This is a genomic window from Lacrimispora amygdalina (assembly GCF_900205965.1).
In the GTDB taxonomy this organism is placed as follows: Bacteria; Bacillota; Clostridia; order Lachnospirales; family Lachnospiraceae; genus Lacrimispora; species Lacrimispora amygdalina_A.
In genome coordinates this window covers 69,221-89,079 of sequence record NZ_OAOF01000016.1, presented here as the reverse complement: position 1 = coordinate 89,079, position 19,859 = coordinate 69,221, and the positions used below count along the sequence as shown (strand labels likewise).

At 42.4% G+C, this 19,859-nt stretch carries 19 protein-coding genes and 1 pseudogene; 14 read left to right on the top strand and 6 right to left on the bottom strand.

What is annotated here, in order from left to right; all coding sequences use genetic code 11:
• Positions 1-114: 114 nt before the first annotated feature.
• From pstA to CRO04_RS19130, 4 genes and pseudogenes are all read left to right on the top strand, one after another.
• On the top strand, positions 115-834 hold the full coding sequence (pstA, locus tag CRO04_RS19145; protein ID WP_330400888.1) for a phosphate ABC transporter permease PstA: 720 nt from the start codon (positions 115-117) through the stop codon (positions 832-834).
• Positions 831-1,595, top strand: a pseudogene (pstB, locus tag CRO04_RS19140) (phosphate ABC transporter ATP-binding protein PstB). The gene pstA and the pseudogene pstB overlap by 4 nt, the downstream one beginning before the upstream one ends.
• Before the next feature lie 133 nt (positions 1,596-1,728).
• The gene (locus CRO04_RS19135; protein WP_097005846.1) at positions 1,729-3,129 is read left to right on the top strand and encodes a L,D-transpeptidase family protein; all 1,401 of its coding nucleotides are present in this window, start codon (positions 1,729-1,731) and stop codon (positions 3,127-3,129) included.
• 90 nt (positions 3,130-3,219) lie between these two features.
• Positions 3,220-3,783: a thymidine kinase gene (locus tag CRO04_RS19130; protein WP_097005845.1), complete on the top strand. Its 564-nt coding sequence runs from the start codon at positions 3,220-3,222 to the stop codon at positions 3,781-3,783.
• Between the two features lie 10 nt (positions 3,784-3,793).
• On the opposite strand, the gene CRO04_RS19125 is transcribed toward CRO04_RS19130, so the two are convergent.
• The 5 genes from CRO04_RS19125 to CRO04_RS19105 form a co-directional block, all read right to left on the bottom strand.
• Positions 3,794-4,333 carry a CDP-alcohol phosphatidyltransferase family protein gene (locus CRO04_RS19125; protein WP_097005844.1) on the bottom strand — a complete coding sequence of 180 codons (540 nt, stop codon included), beginning with the start codon at positions 4,331-4,333 and terminating at the stop codon, positions 3,794-3,796.
• 78 nt (positions 4,334-4,411) lie between these two features.
• Entirely contained in the window at positions 4,412-5,155 is a 744-nt protein-coding gene (locus CRO04_RS19120) for an ABC transporter permease (protein ID WP_097005843.1), read from the bottom strand.
• On the bottom strand, positions 5,142-5,873 hold the full coding sequence (locus CRO04_RS19115; RefSeq protein WP_097005842.1) for an ABC transporter ATP-binding protein: 732 nt from the start codon (positions 5,871-5,873) through the stop codon (positions 5,142-5,144). The genes CRO04_RS19120 and CRO04_RS19115 overlap by 14 nt, the downstream gene beginning before the upstream one ends.
• 55 nt (positions 5,874-5,928) lie before the next feature.
• Positions 5,929-6,690, bottom strand: a complete 762-nt coding sequence (locus CRO04_RS19110) for a MerR family transcriptional regulator (RefSeq protein WP_097005841.1) — start codon at positions 6,688-6,690, stop codon at positions 5,929-5,931.
• Between the two features lie 68 nt (positions 6,691-6,758).
• Positions 6,759-7,688 carry a ketopantoate reductase family protein gene (locus CRO04_RS19105; protein WP_166432617.1) on the bottom strand — a complete coding sequence of 310 codons (930 nt, stop codon included), beginning with the start codon at positions 7,686-7,688 and terminating at the stop codon, positions 6,759-6,761.
• A gap of 137 nt (positions 7,689-7,825) precedes the next feature.
• Between CRO04_RS19105 and CRO04_RS19100 the strand changes: the two genes are divergently transcribed.
• Positions 7,826-8,719, top strand: coding sequence for a LysR family transcriptional regulator (locus CRO04_RS19100; protein WP_166432616.1), 894 nt, complete (start codon positions 7,826-7,828; stop codon positions 8,717-8,719).
• 87 nt (positions 8,720-8,806) lie between these two features.
• Positions 8,807-9,292, top strand: coding sequence for a large conductance mechanosensitive channel protein MscL (gene mscL, locus CRO04_RS19095; RefSeq protein ID WP_097005838.1), 486 nt, complete (start codon positions 8,807-8,809; stop codon positions 9,290-9,292).
• 71 nt (positions 9,293-9,363) lie between these two features.
• Here the strand turns inward: mscL and CRO04_RS19090 are convergent, their stop codons facing one another.
• On the bottom strand, positions 9,364-11,043 hold the full coding sequence (locus CRO04_RS19090) for a S8 family peptidase (RefSeq protein WP_097005837.1): 1,680 nt from the start codon (positions 11,041-11,043) through the stop codon (positions 9,364-9,366).
• Between the two features lie 144 nt (positions 11,044-11,187).
• Between CRO04_RS19090 and CRO04_RS19085 the strand changes: the two genes are divergently transcribed.
• The 8 genes from CRO04_RS19085 (at position 11,188) to CRO04_RS19050 (ending at position 19,854) form a co-directional block, all read left to right on the top strand.
• A complete protein-coding gene (locus CRO04_RS19085; RefSeq protein ID WP_097005836.1) occupies positions 11,188-12,867 on the top strand; it encodes a S8 family peptidase in 1,680 nt (559 codons plus the stop codon).
• Positions 12,868-12,991: 124 nt separating this feature from the next.
• Positions 12,992-13,504, top strand: coding sequence for a hypothetical protein (locus CRO04_RS19080; protein WP_097005835.1), 513 nt, complete (start codon positions 12,992-12,994; stop codon positions 13,502-13,504).
• A 355-nt stretch (positions 13,505-13,859) separates the two neighbouring features.
• Entirely contained in the window at positions 13,860-15,323 is a 1,464-nt protein-coding gene (locus CRO04_RS19075; protein WP_097005834.1) for a sensor histidine kinase, read from the top strand.
• 12 nt (positions 15,324-15,335) lie between these two features.
• Positions 15,336-16,109, top strand: coding sequence for a response regulator transcription factor (locus CRO04_RS19070; RefSeq protein WP_097005833.1), 774 nt, complete (start codon positions 15,336-15,338; stop codon positions 16,107-16,109).
• A gap of 220 nt (positions 16,110-16,329) precedes the next feature.
• Entirely contained in the window at positions 16,330-17,352 is a 1,023-nt protein-coding gene (locus CRO04_RS19065; protein WP_097005832.1) for a TRAP transporter substrate-binding protein, read from the top strand.
• A gap of 1 nt (position 17,353) precedes the next feature.
• Entirely contained in the window at positions 17,354-17,854 is a 501-nt protein-coding gene (locus tag CRO04_RS19060) for a TRAP transporter small permease (protein WP_097005831.1), read from the top strand.
• The gene (locus CRO04_RS19055; RefSeq protein WP_097005830.1) at positions 17,855-19,162 is read left to right on the top strand and encodes a TRAP transporter large permease; all 1,308 of its coding nucleotides are present in this window, start codon (positions 17,855-17,857) and stop codon (positions 19,160-19,162) included.
• A gap of 182 nt (positions 19,163-19,344) precedes the next feature.
• Positions 19,345-19,854 carry an SEC-C metal-binding domain-containing protein gene (locus CRO04_RS19050; protein WP_097005829.1) on the top strand — a complete coding sequence of 170 codons (510 nt, stop codon included), beginning with the start codon at positions 19,345-19,347 and terminating at the stop codon, positions 19,852-19,854.
• Positions 19,855-19,859: the final 5 nt, after the last annotated feature.

Here is a 19,859-nt window from a genome sequence, read left to right as displayed (position 1 = left end):
TTCTATGTCGTTGGTGGCTTTATATTATTATTTCTTCTGTTTTTGGCAGGTGCCATAATCTTTAGTGGTCTCATTGGATTCTATCCCAAACTTCTGTCATTTGGATGAGAAGGTGTGGGAAATCAGTTGTTTAATACCATCTACCTTGTTTTTTTATCTCTTCTTATCAGTGTTCCCATTGGAGTGGCAGCAGGAATCTATATGGCAGAATATGCGAAAGAAGGAAAAATGCTTTCTTTCCTCAGGGTAAGTATTGAATCTCTTTCCTCTTTGCCATCCATTGTAGTCGGATTGTTTGGATATCTCGTATTTATTCTGATGACTGGAGCGAAATGGAATCTTATGGCCGGTGCTCTGGCTGTTTCTATTTTAAGTCTGCCGTTAATAACAACAACTACAGAAGATGCCATACGCAATCTTCCAATCGGATATAAAAATGGAAGCTATGTTCTGGGGGCAACCCAGTGGCAGACGATTTTTAAGGTGCTTCTTCCCGCCTGTCTTCCCCGTATTATTACGGGAGTCATACTGGCTGCAGGCCGCGGGTTCGGGGAAGCAGCAGCACTTTTGTATACAGCAGGACAAAGTACGAATATTAATTGGTCAAACTGGAATCTTACGTCACCAACCTGTGCACTTAACCCGTTTCGCCCTGGAGAGACACTTGCGCTTCATATCTGGGTCATGCGTACGGAAGGAAGTTTAAATCCTCACGCCACTGAAATCGCGAATTTTTCATCTGCGATCCTGGTGATACTGGTTCTTAGATTCAGCTTGACCGCCAGAATTATGTCGGAACGAATCAAAAGAAAATCCGGAGGATCAAAAGAATGAATTTAGATCGTAAGCCCAAATTTTCCATAAAGCAGCTGAATTTATTTTATGGAAATTTCCAGGCGCTCAAACAGATCAGTATGGAAATTGAGGAACACGAAATTACTGTACTGATCGGACCGTCCGGCTGCGGAAAGTCAACCTTTCTAAAAACGTTAAACCGTATGAATGAGCTGGAGCCTGATGTACATGTAGAGGGGGAGGTTGTTTTATCCGGAGTCAATATTTATCGTGACATGGATGCCATTGCACTTCGTAAAAAAGTGGGAATGGTATTCCAGCAGCCCAATCCATTTCGAAAAAGCGTTTATGAAAACGTGGCTTACGGACCTCGTATCAATGGAATCAATCAGAAATGCAAACTGGATGAGATTGTTGAAAACAGCCTGAAACAGGCGGCTGTCTGGGATGAAGTGAAAGACCGGCTTCATAAAAGTGCACTGGGACTTTCGGGAGGGCAGCAGCAGCGTTTATGCATTGCCCGTGTTCTGGCAGTAGAGCCGGAGGTGATACTTATGGATGAACCAACCTCCGCGCTGGATCCCATATCCACAATGAAGTTAGAGGAATTGATTGTCAATTTAAAAGAGAGATATACCATCGTAATTGTGACTCATAACATGCAGTAGGCTAGCCGCATTTCAGACAAGACGGCATTTTTTCTCTTAGGGAATTTGATCGAATACAATGAAACCAGCCAATTGTTTTCTTCTCCGGTTAACCATGAAACGGAACAATATATTACAGGGCATTTCGGATAGTATGCGGACTCTTCTGAGTCCGTATTTTAAAATCATCATTGCTGCCTGTTTCCATACGCCCAGTATTAAATATAACTTTTAAAACATAAAATTATATGAACCGGGTGCATAGGAAAAGTGAGGCTGAGTTGTCATGAGGTATGAAAAAATGAGTGCCTGCGCAAAGAGAGAAGCAGTAGAGCTCTTTGGTATTGCAGCAGCAGCTGTGCTGCTGGTTTATTTACTGATCTCTTTTTATTTTACCAGTCATTTCTTTTTCCATACAACTATTAATGGAGCAGATCTTTCGCTGAAAAGTGCAAAAGAAGCGGACCAGGACATAAGCACCTATGTGGATCATTATAAGCTTCTCCTGGTAGAACGGAGTGATAAGTCTGAGAAAATTACCGGTCAGCAGGCTGGGCTTACATATAAAAACAGAACGTATATAAAGAAAGCGTTGTATGAGCAGAACGCCCTTCATTGGTTATCATCCCTGTTTAAAAAGCAGGAATTGTATGCAGCGGACCTGTTCTCCTATGATGAGAACAGACTGAAAGAAGCCATAAACAGCCTGGACTGTTTTAAACAAACGCGAATAGAGCCTGAAAATGTATCATATATCTATTTGAACGGTCACTATCAGCTGGTGAAGGAGGTATATGGTAATCATATAAAGAAAGAAAAGCTGGAAACAGCAGTTGCAGACTGTCTGTTAAGAGGGAAAACAAGAGTTGATCTGGAAGTTTATGACTGCTACGAAAATCCGGTCTATACCATGAATTCTCCTAAAACGTTCCAAACGCTCAGACATTTGAACAAGTACGTTTCAAGCCATATCATCTATCTGTTTGGCAGTAAGAGAGAGGTGGTGGATGGGAATGTGATACAGAACTGGATTACAGTGGACAAAAATCTGGATGCGGTTATAGACAAAGGTGGCGTCCGGACCTATGTGAAGGAATTAGGGGGAAAATATAATACAGTAGGAATAAAAAGGGATTTTATAACCTCTTCTGGCACTCAGGTACAGATTGAGGGTGGAATCTATGGCTGGAAGATTGATCAGGAAGGCGAAACAGAAGCGCTGACTGACAATATTATTACAGGGCGGATCCTTATGAGAGAACCTGTTTATATACAAAAAGCAGTATCAAGAGCGGGAAATGAGATTGGGAAGACCTATGTGGAGATAAATATAACCAGACAGCATCTGTGGTTTTACAAAGATAGCAGGCTGGTTGTACAGGGGCCGGTGGTCACCGGCAATCCAAACACAGGCAACGCTACAGTAACCGGAGCATATATGCTTAACTACAAGCAGGAAGGAGCAGTTTTAACCGGACCGGGTTACGAAGCAGGTGTCCGTTACTGGATGCCGTTTTATGGGAATATTGGAATCCATGATGCGAGGTGGAGGCATGCATTCGGGGGTGAAATTTATAAGAAAAACGGTACCCACGGCTGCGTGAATGCGCCGTATTATCTTGCAGAAATAATTTATAAAAATATAGAAGCCGGTGTTCCGGTTATCTGCTATCAGGAAGCCGAATAAAGACTCTTTCTATATGGACTTCCAACCATGTCTGTGGTAAAATTCAACTGGCGGATTCAACGCGAACGATAGAAGACAAAGGAGACAGGAATGGCTAAATTATATTTTAGATATGGGGCCATGGGCAGTTCTAAGACAGCAAATGCACTGATGACCAGATATAACTTTATAGAAAAGGGAAAACAGGTTTTGCTGGTAAAGCCGGATATTGAAACCAGAGATGGGATTAACAAAATAAGATCAAGGATTGGCCTGGAGGCTGATTGCATTGTATGGTCTGAATTACAGAACTATGATCCGGAAGAACTGAAGAAATCCGATGTTATAATTGTAGATGAAGCACAGTTTCTTGCTGAATCAGATATAGATAAACTGGCTTATATTGTGGACCAGTACGAGATTCCGGTTTTTTGTTACGGCTTGCGGACGGACTTTACTTCTCATCTTTTTCCGGGTTCCAAACGCCTGATGGAACTGGCAGATGAAATCACGGAATTAAAAACAGTCTGCTGGTGCGGCAGCCGTGCAGGAATGAATGCAAGGCTAGATGAAAACGGAACGATTGTAAGAAACGGAGAACAGATTCTAATGGGAGCAAATGAAAAATATGTATCCCTTTGCCGGAAACATTATAATGAAGGAAAGATCAGGTAGGATTAAACATTTATTTTTTCAATATATGATAGAAGCTCTTAATATCAGGATCATAAAAGTCTGACCGAAGCAGAATGAAGGTTTCTTCTAAAGAGGAAATGAAAGGAATGAAAACGACCCAAAGAGACAGATCACCCATCATCACAGCTGCCGGACATGCAAGAAAGAAGATGATTCCGGAAAGCTTATTACCTATCGTGTGAAGGATACCGGGCAGCCCGAATTTTCTCCTTGTAATATACAGATTGAAAAAGCGGATCAGTGCAACCAGAATGGTTCCCCAGATAACCGGAGATGATATGGTCAGTCCGTAAGAGAGCAGCATTCTGAAAAAAGCGGAAAAGAAAAATATAAAGTCGGCCAGGCTGTCCAGCCTGGCTCCTGTTTTTGTCTGTAGATGAAACATTCTTGCAAGGAAGCCGTCAAGAATATCGCTTGCGCCGCAGATGAAATAGATGATAAGAAAAAGTGTCCAGTTGTCCGTAATAAAATACAAAAGTACAGACAGAGCAAGGCGGGTTACGGTAATATAGTTGGGAATGTTTTTCATGAGCGTTCTCCATAGCAGAATAATTCTGATGGTTTAACTATGGCATAGAACGGTTCAGTTGTCAATTAAAACAGCCGCCTATTCCCACCGAAAAAAACGGAGGGTGAGGGCAATGCATAAAAATGCTGTTGCGCCCATGAATAAAACAGGAAGGAATAATTCTTTGGCAGGAGATCCCAATGCTGCAGCTTTCAGTAGTTTTATCCCCTGGGTAAGTGGCATGAAATCAGAGAATTTTTGAAGTACAACTGGCATAATTTCATAGGGAAGGGGAGCACCTGAAAAAATAATCATGGGGAAATAGAGAATGCTGGCGGCAGCGCCGGCTGCTTTTATGTCTGGAGCAATCCCTCCCACCAAAAGTCCGATACTAAACATGGATATCATCACCAGCAAATATGTGGCTAAGTAAATCAGAAGGGAACCCTTTAAATGAAGACCGAAAAAAATTACTCCCACACTGTAGACCAGAATGAGGGAAGCAAAGGAATACAAGGCATAAATGGTGAGTTGTACCGCGAGTATCAGTATCGGGCTTGCAGGTGTAACCTGAAAACGTTTTAATATATGCTTTTTCCGGTAATCAGATACCACAAGAGGAAGGCCCATAACGCCCCCTGCGCAGATTGCAATGGTTGATACTGCACCGAAAGACTGGTCCATAAATGTGTAGCCGGCACCGTCAAAAGCTGGATTATCTTTATATATAATTCCCAAAAGAATAAAAATTGTAACAGGCATAAATATTGCGAAAATAAACATATCCATTCCCCGTAGTGACAATTTACACTCTGTTTTCAATATTGTTCTAAACGTTTTCATTATGGGACCTCCCCTCTGTAAAATAGAAATATGCATCCTCCAGTTTGGTGCAGGGACTGTCTGAAATCGCTTCTGGTACTGTACCGCGAAATACTGTTATTCCATTTTTTAAAATCATAATTTTATCACACAGCATTTCAACCTCGTCCATGAAATGTGAAGTAAGAACCACCGTCAGTCCGTTTTCTTTCAGGTCCAGAATCCGGTTCCATACATCACGCCGCGCCCGGACATCCAGCCCTGTGGTCAGCTCATCTAAAAAGATAACTTCCGGTCCTGGGATCAAAGCAAGTACCAGAAACAGGCGCTGTTTCTGTCCGCCGGACAATTCGCTTACCATTGCGTTAAGCTTGTCAGAAAGTCCGAACTGGTGCAGCAAAAGCTTTGGGTCCTTGGGATTTTTGTATAGGGAGACGGTTGTCTCACATAGTTCTGATACCCGGATTTTATCCTGGTAACTGTTTTCCTGAAACTGGACACCCACCCGTTCAAATACTTTTTTACGGTCTTTTTGCGGATCCATTCCAAGAATTGCTGTAGTTCCATAGTCTGCTTTTCTGGTTCCGATAATGCACTCTACTGCTGTACTTTTTCCTGCGCCATTGGCTCCCAGCAGACCCCAGATCTCCCCCCTTCCAACAGACAAGTCAAACTGGTCGAGTGCAATTAAACTGCCATATGATTTTGTCAGTTTTTCGGCTTTAATTACGAATTCCATTTTTTTTCCTCCTTTTTCTGATAAAAAGAGAATAACACCAGAACAAAGTCTGGTGTTAAAATGTAGGGTTGGAAGAAAGAAGTTTTTTCGTTTTTTTCAGCTGGACTTCCATAGCTTTTGCAAGTGTCTCTGCTTCTGAAAGTGCGGTAAGCAGATGATCGCACACAGAAATAATATCTTCGGTCTCTGCCGGAGTATTAATAACCTGCCGTATATCGGTCTTAGGACTTTTAGACAGCGCATCAAGCATTCGGAGAATCGCTGAAAGCGAGTAGTTTGCACAACGCAGTGATCGTATGATCTTTAAACGGACAATATCTTCTCCGGTATAAATTCGGTAGCCGTTACGCCGCCGTTTAACTTTGAGAAGTCCATTCATTTCCCAGTTTCTTAGGGAGTCCATGGAGATATTTAAATAATCCGCTGTCTCTTTTCTTGTATAAACTTTATTTTCCTGTTTCTCCTGTTTCCCGGATAACAGTTTTTTCGTTATCTCTATAGCTTCTTCTGAACGTTTCTGTTCATTATGAATCTGCTGTAAATAATTCCTGGTCATAAGCAGTGCGCTGTCAAATTCCAGAGATGCCGCTTCCTTTATAATGGCAATTACCTGTTTTCTAAGACCATTCTGCAGTATTTCCGCTTTTAATGCCATTCTTACAAATCGGATCTGTTCCAGATGCAGGTCTGTATAAACGCGGTATCCATTGGGCAGGCGCTCTGGTTTTGTAATCAGATTCAACTTCTCATAAAGCCGTACTGTGTTGGGGTGAATTCCTGTCTTATTTGCAATTTCTGTTGTTCTATATGTATTCATAACCACCAGAGCCTCCATTCTGCAAATAGTATAACACAGAGGGAAAGTCTGGTGCTATAATGGAAGGTTTAAGAATTGGAATACATCTGCTCCATGGCATGTATCTGAGTGACCAGCATACTGTTGCAGGGGGCGGAGATGCTGTAACTGCCGCCCAGGCTGGCAACCACACCATTAATTCTGTCAATTTCCGTCAGCCTCTGTTTTTGTCTGTCCTGATACATGCTGGCAAATCCGTCGGCGTCATTTTCACATACCTTTTGAACTGCCAGGAGAGCTTCCTTTCTGTCCAGATAAGTACCGTCTGCTTCTGCAATCAATACGCATTCGTAAACTATTTTTCTGCATAGATCCCAAAGCCAGGGATTGGTATAGATTTCACCGATCCGGCACTGCATCAGAGTGCTTAAGGCATTGATGCCGCAGTTTATGACCAGCTTCTGCCAGAGGACGTATTGGATATTTTCTATGATATTTACCGTAAGTCCGCTTTCCTTAAGTGCCTGTGCCACCTTATTTACATCCTGCAGAGATTCTTCACAGGGAAGATCAGGACCGATGTTGGTGGGACCGCAGCCGGAATGGTAAAATTTCCCTAATTCAAGGGAGACACTATTGTGACTGCTGGTGCCAACAATAATCCGTTCTCTGGGAACAAACTGTGCGATGTCCCGGTTATTGCCGGCCCCATTTTGGAGGGTCATGACAATGGTGTCCGGTCCAAACAGGGACTGGTTGTTTTTCATGGCTTCATAGGTATGAATTCCTTTTACAAAAACGATCACCAGATCCTGATACCCAAGCCTGGTTCCGCTTAAAACTGCCTTTGCTTTTATTAATGTTTCTGTATTGTCGTGACCGACTTTTACCAGTCCCTTAGTATTAATATGTTCGATTAATGGGGCGAAACTGTCAATCAATGTGACAGAATGAAAGGTCACCAGATAACTGGCATACAGACTGCCCATGGCTCCGGCGCCGAGAATTGCTATATTCATTATATCCTCCGTTATTGGTATGATTTTCTTGATTTTATCATGAATTTTTTTCTTAATATAATGATTAAATTTCAATGGTATCATGAAAGATATTCATGTATAATCCAATTAGAGATAAAAACGAAAGGATAAATCATATGGACGTGAATAAATATATTCTGTTTGTGAGAGCGGCGGAAACAGGAAATCTTTCAAAAGCTGCGGCCCAGCTGAATTATTCCCAGACTGCAGCCAGCCACATGATTTCTTCCATGGAGGAGGAACTGGGTATCAAGCTGCTTTACAGAGGAAGAAACGGTGTATCCCTGACAGAAGAGGGAGAAAGAATCTATCCGGCTGCAAAGGAGCTGACAGAAAAGGAAGAACTTATCAGACAGATGGCAGGAGAGGATAATATACAGCATGGAAAGATCCGGATCGGCGTAATCACAAGTGTTGCTGTCAAGTGGATGCCTCAGATCATAACCGCATTCAAAAAAAAATATCCGATGGTGGACTTATTCATGAATGATGCGATCAATTATGAAATCATGAAAGACTGGTTTTCCAAAGATGTCATTGACTGCGCGATTACGGCTGAATCAAGCAGAAAGGAAAATGAGACCCCGCTGGTAAAAGATCCCTATTATGTGATACTGTCTCCGGAGCATCCTCTTTGTGCCTGTGAAACAATTACTCTTACCCATTTAAGAGGAGAAACATTTGTGATTCCCAGCGAAGGAACCAGCTATTCCGTGGGAAAGATGCTTCGGCAGGCAAAGGGAAAACTGATGGAGCATAGCGGATTTTTAAGCGATCAGGCAGTCATAGCCATGGTATGCGGAGGCTGCGGTATCAGTATTCTGCCTAAGCTTGTTCTGGATTCTTACGGATCCGGAGGGTATGTAAGAAGAGCTCTGGATCCGGAAGTATCCCGCATCATCTATTTTTGTGTGCCTTCCGGTAAAACGCTCCGCCCAACAGTCAGAGTATTTTCTGCCTTTGTCAGGGATTGGGTAAAAGAAAATGCAGAAAACGTGATGGGAAACTGATATTTGGGTATATTCTTGCAGGGTTTCACCAATCCTATGATACAGAAACCATGGAATGTGAGGCTGAAAGGAAAGAGGAATGATACGATGAGTAAGAAAAAGGGGATTGTTACAGAATTTAAGGAATTTGTACTCCGGGGAAATGTAGTCGATCTGGCAGTCGGCGTTATTATAGGCGCGTCATTTCAGGGAATAGTGAGTTCCCTGGTTAAGGATGTCATCTCTCCCCTGATTGGGGTGATCACAGGAGGGGTGGATTTTTCCAACCAGTTTTTGCTCCTTTATAAGGCTCCCCAAGGTTCTTTGGTTCAGACTCTTTCGGATGCCCGGGCACTGGGACCTGTATTTGCCTATGGTTCCTTTATTACCGCCGTGATTAATTTTCTGATCATGGCCGTTGTAATATTTATTATAATAAAAGCAATCAATGTTGTGAACGGGAAGAAACAATCACAGACGACTTCCATAACAGAGGACAAAAAGTGTCCATATTGTTACCAGCCCATCCATCCAAAGGCAAAACGATGTCCCCATTGTACCAGCCAGCTGGATTCGAAAAATCAGACATCTTAAAAAGAGAAAGGTGATTCCCTGAAGGAAAATCACCTTTCTCTTTTTAATTCTATACTGTATATGTACCAGACTTATAAATTAGTATAGAGCCGTTCTAAAAGCCTGTAAATATCCAGAATTCCATAACCCCAGATTTGATTGGGATAATGGTAAGACGGGCTGCGCTGTGCATTGCGGATCAGCATCCTGTTTGCCTGTTCTCCGGTAACTGAAGTGAGATTTCCTTTACCCTGAGTCCATTCAAACAGCATAGCCATTGCACCGGCAGCCTGCGCGGCAGAAGCACTGGTTCCAGTTAAAGTTCCGTACTGTCCTCCTGGGATTGCACACGTGATGTTATAACCAGGAGCAGCTACGTCAGGCTTTATCAGTCCGCTTTTTGTAAATCCCCTGCCAGACTCATTCAGGATATTTCCGGTCTGCTGGTCATAGGCAGTAACTGTGAACACATTTTGGGTGTTGCCAGGTGCTGTGATAGTAGTATCAGGATCAGGATCTAGAAAAAATGTGTTATCAGAAATCAAGTCTCCGGAAGGAAGCCAGACATTATAAGTGAAGCGTTCGTTTTCTGTGCTTTTGACATAAAAATACCAGGATCCCGGAAGTGGATTTTCAAAACGCAGAAGTATCAGCTGTTCCCCGCTTTGCTGTTCAAATCCTATATTGTTGATCCAGACGGTGCTTTGACCGGAGTTGAGCTGATATTTTGTGCAATTAATAAAGGTTGGATCTGTTCTGGGAATCTTTTCCATGTTTGGAGCAGTGACTTCAATAGAAAGCAGTCCTGGGGCGGCCGTCCACAGTTCCATGGCGAATTTATTTTCTCCTTGGCCCACATTTAGCTGAAAATTACTTGTATATGGAAACGAAACCACAGATCCAAAATGGTGTCTGCCGTTATTTCCTTCATTCCCGGCAGAGGTGACGATTCCGATTTTTGGCAGTTGTACCAAGTCATCAATATATCTGGCTAAAACACCTTTGCCGTCATGACCTCCCTGACTGCTCCCGATTGCCAGACATATAACAAGGGGCCTCTTCAGTCTTTGTGCAAGAATTGTCAGATAACGAATTCCAAGAACAATGTCACTTTCCTGGTAACACAGCCTGTCATTTGGTACGGAAAAAAGCATTTTTAAGTTTTCTTTGGCTTCTTTCAGTTTGACCACTGCTATATCGGCATTTGGGATAATTCCCCGAAATGGCGGATCATCATTCTGACTTCCGGCTATAATGCTTGCCACGGCAGTTCCGTGTCCAATGGTATCCGTCGTTGGTACATACAATAAGGCTTCTGTTGAGTTTAAAGCACCATTGATGGCTGCTTTTGTATATTCCGTACCAAATGTAAATCCCTGGGGTGGGGGACCATTTTGAATGGTCTGGTCCCAGATTGATAAAATCTTAGTTGTTTTATCCCTGTTAAAGAAAGCCGGATGCTGATAGTCAATTCCTGTATCCACAATTCCTACGATAATTCCCTGTCCGGATAAGATGAAATCGGGATTTTGCTGGACAGTATAAAAAGGGGGGGAGAGATGTTTCCCGATAACAGAGGTGAGCGTATAAAGGGAAGGAAAATAATGGTAGGGATTTCGCCCCAGGTCACAGAGATCTTTGTTTTTTTGCGAGACATGAAGCAGAGAGAAATTGCCGTTTAGCAGAGTGAGATTGTCACCGGAGCCGAAGTTGGGAACCATGAAATTATTAATTATCATATCATAATAATCGTTGTCCAGTATTTTTAACATTATCTGATCTCCTTTATTTCATCACTCCAGGCATATGCTATATTTTATGCATCATTTTTTCTATTATGAATGATCTCATATTAAGTGCCATTTTGCATAAGATATATCATATGTACCATAAGTGATAGACAGGGAGGCCTGCTTATGCAAAAAATACTGGATGAAAATTATTATGATCTCATTATCAGCAATGTGATGAGATCTGCTTATGACACAGGAGATAATATTACGTACATGAATTTAAGACATTCGCTGGCTCATATCCCGATCCCAAGTATGCCACCGGATCCCTGTATTCTAGGCACCTATCCTTATAATGCATTTCCCTCTGTGCTGACGCTAAGCTCTGTAATCAGCCTTGAAAAATCAGGAATAGGAACAGTTCAGAGAACTCCCTATCTTGCTTTGTTTGGACGGGGGGTATTGGTAGCTGTTATTGATACCGGTATTGATTATCAGCATCAGGCTTTTTTATACAACGATGGAACAACCAGGATTCTCTCCTTATGGGATCAAACCATTCAAAGCGGTAACCCGCCAGCAGGATTTACCTATGGGACTGAATATACAAGAGAGCACATTAATGTGGCACTGCGCTCGGAAGATCCTTTATCCATCGTTCCTTCTGTAGATACCAATGGACATGGTACTGCAATTGCCAGTATCATAGCAGGAAAGTCCAATCCGGCTCAGTCATTCAGTGGTGTTGTACCAGAATCAGATCTGGTGGTTGTAAAACTGAAACCCGCAAAAAATTCGCTGAAACGGATCTTCTTTGTTCCGGAAGATGCTGAATGCTATCAGGAATCAGATTTAATTATAGGTATCAGTTATGTTATAGCGCTTGCCCGCAAGCTGAATCGTCCGATCGTCATCTGTATCGCCATGGGAACGAATCAGTCCAGCCATGATGGCAGGGGTGCGACCAGCTATATTACCAATTTTTTCGCAGAACAGCCCCTGACCGGGGTCGTGATTTCAGCGGGAAATGAAGCGAATAAGCGAAGGCACTATTATAATAATACTTCAACAGAACCTTTTGTGAACGAATTTGAGATGAGAGTGGGAGAAAACGATAAGCTGTTTTCCATGGAAATATGGCCATTTGCGCCTGCAAGATTCTCTATTGAAATTACGGTACCAAACAGAGAAACAACCGGACAGGTATATCCTTCCCTTGGTGAATGCAGAAGATTTTCTTTCGTGTTAAACGATAGCGTTGTATATATCAATAATTATATTTTTGAAGAAGAAACAGGTGATCAGCTGATTCTGATCCGCTTTCAGAATCCGATCCCGGGTATCTGGACTATTAAAGTGCAGAATCTGGAAAATGAGGCCTTCGCTTTTCATTCCTGGCTTCCGTCTGGTGATTTGATTAGTAAAGACACCTTTTTCTTAAATTCCAATCCGGATACAACCATTACAGCTCCTGGTACCTCCACCCACCCGCTGGCGGTGACTGCATACAATGCGGAAAACGACAGCATATTGCCGGAGTCCGGCAGAGGGTATACAAGAACCGGATTTATAAAACCGGATATTGCAGCACCGGGATATCAACTGGTCTGCGCTGTCCCGGGAAATCAGTATGGCACCATAACCGGAAGCGGATGTGCAGCTGCACAGGCAACCGGGATTGAAGCTATGGTTTTTGAATGGGCAGTTCCAAGAGGAAACTATACAACCATAGCAGGCATTGATGTGAACCGGCTGTTGATAAGAGGAGCAACACGTAATCCGACCAATACATATCCAAATAATGTATGGGGATATGGGCAAATTAATATTAATACTCTTTTTGAACGTCTTACCAATATTTAATTGGGACATCCTATGATTCAGGAAGATTCAGACTGTATTTTTAGAAATAGTGGTTGAGCTGTGGGAAAGGTTCCTGTATAATAACGGTACGAAAGTGAACAGTAAATGGAAAGGGAGATACGAGATGGAGCATGAGGAAGAGATCGGGCTGGAATCGTTAAACGGTCTGGTAACGAGTGAACTGAAGTGGTATGTATTTGATCTGATCACGGAAGGATTAAAGCTGGATAAAATAGATGAAAGCAAATACAGCCTGGAGAAAGAAGATAAGGACAGAATCAGTTTTTTTATTCAGGATGGAACAATTGTGGTTTCCGGAGCTGGCGGTGAAGATTTAAAGTCTTATGAGAATCTTTATCTGGCAGTCTGCGATTTTTATAAACGGCTTTATGATAATGAGACGAAGACAGAGGAAGCTGTTTCCCGTTTTCTTACCAGAACACTTGACTTGCCGGTGATTATGAAAAAACCCAGCAGATCTATGCTGACCGAGCAGATCAAAGAATGTGAAAAGCGGATTGCAGCGATGGATGAGCGGCTGAAAGAGGAAGATGCCAAGCCGCTGAGAGCAAAACGCAGACTGGATATGGTTTATCTGGAGGGATTAAAGAAGAAATTGTCCGAAATTCATAAATAAATATTTTTTATGTGAATAAAAACAATTGAATGGGTGATAATAAAATTATACCAAAGATAAGTGAATACTTATCCTCCCCTTTTTAATACCCCATGTGCGGCAAAGGCGTCGCATGTGGGGTGTTTTTTTGTGGAGGCATACCCAGTTCAACATATTTTGCAGCTAACGTGTGATGAAATGTATGGTGGTTCTTAGTAATCCTTTTTACTAAAACAGAAAACCGGATTCCTGGTTATGAAAAAGTTAAAAGAAACAGCAGGATCAGGAAAGACGCTTGAAAAACAAGATGAGAACTGATATACTCTGATTTAAAACGCCAATTACCGTGAATCACACGTTTGAAAGGTAAAATGGAATGGAAGAAAAGAAAAACAGCGGGCTGCATCGGTTCTGGGGTACACTTTCCCTTCAGAAAAAAGTGAATTATATTACAGCCAGCGGAGCTGCTGTTGTAATATTATCGATATTAGCTAACTTTATGGTGGCTGGGTTTGGTATGAGAGGATTCAGCTCCGTATTAAGAAACAATTCCCAGAGTCTGGCATTCTGGTCAGCGATGGAGAATGAAAAGAATTCGTTTGCTTCTTATATTAGAGATGAAACGGAAGACAGCCGTGATGCATACCGTAAGGCCTGCCGGGACACAAAGCGGGCTGTTGACCAGCTTCCTTATGATTATAAGAAAACAGGGCGGTATCAGTATGCAAAGGTATGGTCGATCCGGAATATGTACGAAAGCTATTCCAGATACCGGGAAGCATTTCATAAACTGACTAAGCAGGATCCGGATTATACGGAAAAATTATATACGATATACAGAGTACAGGGGTATTTAACTACTCATGCAGGACAGTTGGAGCAGATGACAGTAAAACAGGGGAATGAAAGCTATGAAAGCAACCGCTATCTGTTGGTGATTATCCCGCTGGTCAGTATAATCTGGGGAGCTGTTTCCCTGCTTTTGGTTAAGCTTCTAAACCGGTCGATTAACCGCAGCATTATACGTCCTGTGGTGGAACTGGCTGAGGATTCTGCACGGATCGGGAAAAATGATTTTTCCGGTGAAGATGTGAAGAAAGAAGGAGACGATGAAATAGCCGGACTGGTACGGGCTTTTTCTTCCATGAAATCTTCAACTCGTGGTTACATTCGTGCATTAACGGAAAAGCATGAGATGGAAAAGCAGTTGGATGAGGTTCGTCTGCAGATGCTTAAAAACCAGATTAATCCCCATTTTCTTTTTAATACCCTAAACATGATATCCAGCATGGCACAGATTGAGGAAGCCAGAGTAACAGAGAAAATGATCTCTGCGCTCAGCAGTCTTTTCCGTTATAACCTGAAGTCAACGGATTCCGTAATGCCTCTGGAGCGGGAATTAAAAGTTGTCCAGGATTATATGTATCTGCAGCAGATGCGTTTTGGACAGCGCTTCCAGTATATGACAGACTGCAGTCCCCAGACTCTTGACATACTGATTCCCTCCTTTTCCTTGCAGCCACTTGTGGAAAATGCAGTTATACATGGACTTTCCAAACGAAGCAGGGGAGGAAGGATTCTTATCCGATCCTGGCTGAAGGAAGGAAAGCTGGTAATATCCGTGGCTGATACGGGAGACGGAATCAGTAAAGAAACTCTGGAAGAAATCCGCAGCTCATTAAGAGAGGGAAATGAAACGAAAACAGGGATCGGTGTGGGAAACATTTACCGGAGAGTCCATGGGATGTATGAGGATGGGGAGGTATCCATATTCAGCAGTCCCTGTAAAGGAACTGCTGTACAGCTTTCCTTTACCCCGGACTACCGAAAGAATTCGTAAGGAGGCAGATACATGTATCGTATATTACTGGCAGATGATGAGCAGATCGAACGAATGGCGCTGGCAAGAAGACTTAACAGACATTTTGGTGACAGTATCACAATCAGTGAGGCTGCTGACGGAGCAGATGCAATTGCTGTTTTTGAGAGGGAAAAGTGCCAGATCGCCATTCTGGATATAGCCATGCCGGAACTAAACGGTGTGGAGGCTGCAGAACGAATCAGGAGTTTAAGCAGGGATTGTGTCATTATCTTTTTAACTGCATATGATGAATTTTCCTATGCGAAGAGAGCAATTGTCATACGGGCTCTGGATTATCTTTTAAAACCCTGTGAAGAAGAGGAACTGCTTTCTGTCATGGAAGAAGCCATGCGCCTCGCAGATATTGGTTCAAATGCTGGTCAGGATCCTCATGAACCCGATTCAGAACTCCATGAATCAGAAGATGGAGATGCTAAAAGTGAAGTAGCAGCGAGGATCCTGGAATATATAAAGAATAATTACATGAAAGAAATTTCCATGCAGGATGCGGCCCGGATGCTTCACTATTCCGATGCGTATTTCTGTAAACTGTTCAAGCAGTGTTTTGATCAGAATTTCACTACTTATCTGACAAAGGTCAGAATCGGCGAGGCGAAAAAGCTGCTTATGAATAAAAACGCCAGTGTAAAGGATGTGAGTATACAGGTGGGATATTTGGATTCCAATTATTTTGCCAAGGTATTTAGACGAATCACCGGAATGCTTCCTTCTGAATTTCGCGATGGTCAGAATGCACAAAAATAAATATATAAAATTATGCAAATTGTCGAAAGCTCCAGGGAGGATGTTAAAATATTCTTCCTGGAAGACAATCCTCTACGGTACAAAAAAAAGCTTCAGGTTATATAATTGAGAAAGTATTCAGGCAGGCAATGGCCCTTGCTGATTCGCTCAATCAGATAACTTAGGGCTTATTTTTTTTGTCGTATTACATCTTAAAAACAGATGGAAGGAAAGGAATTGTATGAAGAAATTCTTAAAGAGACTGGCAGCGGGCATTCTGGCGGCTGCCTTGGCAGCAGGACTAAATGGCTGCAGTATGGCAACTTCAGGGAAAAGGATCATCCGGATCTCACACGCTCAGGCAGAGACGCACCCGGAGCATTTAGGTCTTCTTGCATTTAAGCAGTATGTAGAGGAACAGCTGGGAGATAAGTATGAGGTACAGATATTTCCCAACGAGATACTTGGCTCAGCCCAGAAAGCAATTGAACTTACACAGACAGGAGCCATTGATTTTGTAGTTGCAGGTACAGCTAATTTAGAAACCTTTGCGGATGTATATGAAATATTCAGTATGCCTTATTTATTTGACTCCGAAGAGGTTTACCGCTCAGTTATGGAAGATACGGACTATATGCAGAATATTTATCAGTCTACCGACGACGCGGGATTTCGTGTTGTCACCTGGTACAATGCAGGGACCAGAAATTTTTATGCCAAGACACCCATTCGTACACCTGAAGATTTAAAGGGAAAGAAAATCCGTGTGCAGCAAAGTCCTGCCAGTGTAGCAATGGTGCAGTCCTTTGGCGCGGCAGCAGCTCCCATGGGATTTGGAGAAGTGTATACTGCTATTCAGCAGGGAGTCATAGATGGAGCGGAAAATAATGAGCTGGCTCTTACCAATAACAAGCATGGCGAAGTGGCGAAATATTACTCATATAATAAACATCAGATGGTACCGGATATGCTGGTTGGTAATTTGAAATTCTTAAACAGCTTAAGCCCAGAGGAGTATGAAGTTTTTAAAGAGGCGGCCAGACGTTCTACAGAAGTAGAGCTTGCTGAATGGGACAAGAGTATTGAGGCTGCCAAAGAAAAGGCCAAGAATGAGATGGGTGTGGAATTCATTGATGTTGACGTAGATGCCTTTAAGAAAATGGTTCTGCCGCTTCATGAAAAAATGCTCAGTGACAATCCAAAAATCAGAGATTTATATCAACACATTCAGGAAGAAAATCAAAAATTAAAGGGAGGACAATAAGATGTCGGCAATTCATCAGGTAAAAGACCAGATCATGAAGATTCTTGGAGTGGTCATTACTGTTTTGTTTGCAGCCATGACGGTAATCGGAACCTACCAGATTGTAACAAGATACTTTTTTAACAGACCCAGTACGATTTCAGAAGAGTTGCTGACGTATTCCTTCACCTGGATGTCATTGTTTGCTTCTGCTTATGTATTCGGAAAAAAGGACCATATGCGGATCGGGTTTCTGGCCGATAAATTTACTGGTACAGGAAAAAAATATCTGGAATTTTCCATAGAAATACTGGCATTTGTATTTGCCGGTGTGGTAATGGTTTATGGCGGAAGCGCCATAACAAAGCTTACGATGATGCAGACTACCGCATCCCTGCAGATTCCCATGGGGTATATTTATGCAGCAGTACCTGTTACAGGAGTGCTTATCATGGTGTTTTGTCTGGTGAATGCGGTGGATATATTGCATACGGATTTCAGCGTAAAGGAGGAGGAAGCATAAATGAATATTTCCATATTTTGCGGACTGATCATACTGGTTGTTCTGGTAATCCTGCTTTTGTTAGGAGTACCGGTAGCTGTTGCACTTGCCGTTTCCTCCATATGTGCCATTCTGCCTATCTTAAATACAGGCGCAGCGGTGTTAACAGGTGCACAAAGAATCTTTTCGGGAATTTCTGTGTTCAGTCTTCTTGCCATTCCGTTTTTTATTCTGGCAGGAAATATCATGAACAAGGGCGGCATTGCAATCCGGCTCATTAATTTTGCAAAACTGTTTACAGGAAGAATTCCTGGTTCCCTTGCCCACACCAATGCTGTAGCCAACATGCTGTTTGGATCCATCTCAGGATCAGGAACAGCCGCAGCCTCCGCCATGGGAGCAATCATAGGCCCCATTGAAGAAGAGGAAGGCTACGACAGGGACTTTTCTGCGGCTGCCAATATTGCAACCGCACCAACCGGACTTTTAATACCTCCCAGCAACGTTATGATCACGTATTCCCTTGTAAGCGGTGGAACTTCTGTTGCTGCACTTTTTATGGCAGGTTATATTCCCGGTATTTTATGGGGCCTGGCCTGTATGATTGTAATCTATTTTCTGGCAAAGAAAAAGGGATATCAGAGTACAAAACGTTTTACTGCAAAAGAAAAGATCCGTGTTCTCCTACAGGCAATCCCATGCCTTTTAATGATTATTATCGTAATTGGAGGAATTATCGGCGGTATTTTTACGGCTACTGAGGGCAGTGTGGTATCAGTTGTTTACAGCCTGATTTTGTCTCTGTTCTTTTATAAATCATTAAAGCTTTCCGAGCTGCCGAAGCTGTTTTTGGAAAGTGCACAGATGACAGGAATTATTATCTTTTTAATTGGTGTTTCCAGTATCATGAGCTGGGTTATGGCATTTACCGGGATTCCCGGAGCAGTATCAGATGCCATGCTTGGAATCAGCAGCAACCGTTACGTAATTTTATTTATTATTAATATTCTGCTGCTTTTAGTGGGAACATTTATGGATATGACACCGGCCTGTCTGATCTTTACACCTATTTTCCTGCCTGTCTGCCAGGCGCTGGGAATGAATACCATACATTTTGGAATTATGATGATTTTTAACTTATGTATCGGAACCATCACTCCTCCTGTAGGAACAACCCTGTTTGTGGGAGTGAAAGTGGGTCAGACTAAGATTGAAAATGTCATTAAAACACTGCTTATTTATTTTGCTGCTATTTTTGCGGTGCTTCTCATGGTATCGTATATCCCCCAATTGTCCTTATGGCTGCCGGGATTGCTTGGATATGTATAAATAAATGGTAACAGGAACTGCCTTCTATTCCTTCCTGACGGGGGACGGGGCCAGTTCCTGTTTTCTTAAAACCTGCAGAGAATGTCAAAAAGAGAAAAAACATTTTGCAAAATTTATCAATATGTTATATACTGTTTGATGGAGTATTACAAGAAAGAACAGACAAAAGGATGGTTTTAATCATGACTATTTTAGAAAATTGGAGAAATTTAGCATACGGTGAAGGTCTGGATGATAAAGGCAAAGAAGAATTATGGACCGAATATTTTAAAGTTGAAAAAGGTATTTATGAACATATTCTGTCAAAGCCGGATGAAGCAGTGGAAGGAACTGTAGAAGAACTGGCTAAGAGATACGGCACAGATGTGCAGACAATGACAGGATTCTTAGATGGAATTAATGAAAGCTTGAAGGGCTACGAAAATCCCATTGAGACGATGGACGAGAATACCGTAGTCAAGATCGAGATCGATCCGGAAAAGCTTTATTACAATATGGTAGAAGCAAAGGCTGAATGGCTCTACAGCCTTCCCCAGTGGGATCAGATCCTGACAGAGGAGAAGAAAAAAGAGCTTTACAAGACTCAGAAGGCTTCCGGTACTATTGTAAAAGGTGCTAAAATCGGAAGAAACGACCCATGTCCTTGCGGCAGCGGCAAGAAATATAAAAAATGCTGCGGACGCAGCCTGTAATCGTA

Bases quoted from the DNA above. Each gene is read 5' to 3' on its own strand.
- CRO04_RS19070 (WP_097005833.1), top strand. From the start codon at position 15,336: ATGTATCGTATATTACTGGCAGATGATGAGCAGATCGAACGAATGGCG.
- CRO04_RS19090 (WP_097005837.1), bottom strand. From the start codon at position 11,043: ATGTTAAAAATACTGGACAACGATTATTATGATATGATAATTAATAAT.
- CRO04_RS19120 (WP_097005843.1), bottom strand. From the start codon at position 5,155: ATGAAAACGTTTAGAACAATATTGAAAACAGAGTGTAAATTGTCACTA.
- CRO04_RS19065 (WP_097005832.1), top strand. From the start codon at position 16,330: ATGAAGAAATTCTTAAAGAGACTGGCAGCGGGCATTCTGGCGGCTGCC.
- CRO04_RS19135 (WP_097005846.1), top strand. From the start codon at position 1,729: ATGAGGTATGAAAAAATGAGTGCCTGCGCAAAGAGAGAAGCAGTAGAG.
- mscL (WP_097005838.1), top strand. From the start codon at position 8,807: ATGAGTAAGAAAAAGGGGATTGTTACAGAATTTAAGGAATTTGTACTC.
- CRO04_RS19110 (WP_097005841.1), bottom strand. From the start codon at position 6,690: ATGAATACATATAGAACAACAGAAATTGCAAATAAGACAGGAATTCAC.
- CRO04_RS19050 (WP_097005829.1), top strand. From the start codon at position 19,345: ATGACTATTTTAGAAAATTGGAGAAATTTAGCATACGGTGAAGGTCTG.
- CRO04_RS19105 (WP_166432617.1), bottom strand. From the start codon at position 7,688: ATGAATATAGCAATTCTCGGCGCCGGAGCCATGGGCAGTCTGTATGCC.
- CRO04_RS19125 (WP_097005844.1), bottom strand. From the start codon at position 4,333: ATGAAAAACATTCCCAACTATATTACCGTAACCCGCCTTGCTCTGTCT.
- CRO04_RS19060 (WP_097005831.1), top strand. From the start codon at position 17,354: ATGTCGGCAATTCATCAGGTAAAAGACCAGATCATGAAGATTCTTGGA.
- CRO04_RS19100 (WP_166432616.1), top strand. From the start codon at position 7,826: ATGGACGTGAATAAATATATTCTGTTTGTGAGAGCGGCGGAAACAGGA.
- CRO04_RS19115 (WP_097005842.1), bottom strand. From the start codon at position 5,873: ATGGAATTCGTAATTAAAGCCGAAAAACTGACAAAATCATATGGCAGT.
- CRO04_RS19075 (WP_097005834.1), top strand. From the start codon at position 13,860: ATGGAAGAAAAGAAAAACAGCGGGCTGCATCGGTTCTGGGGTACACTT.
- CRO04_RS19080 (WP_097005835.1), top strand. From the start codon at position 12,992: ATGGAGCATGAGGAAGAGATCGGGCTGGAATCGTTAAACGGTCTGGTA.
- CRO04_RS19055 (WP_097005830.1), top strand. From the start codon at position 17,855: ATGAATATTTCCATATTTTGCGGACTGATCATACTGGTTGTTCTGGTA.
- CRO04_RS19085 (WP_097005836.1), top strand. From the start codon at position 11,188: ATGCAAAAAATACTGGATGAAAATTATTATGATCTCATTATCAGCAAT.
- CRO04_RS19130 (WP_097005845.1), top strand. From the start codon at position 3,220: ATGGCTAAATTATATTTTAGATATGGGGCCATGGGCAGTTCTAAGACA.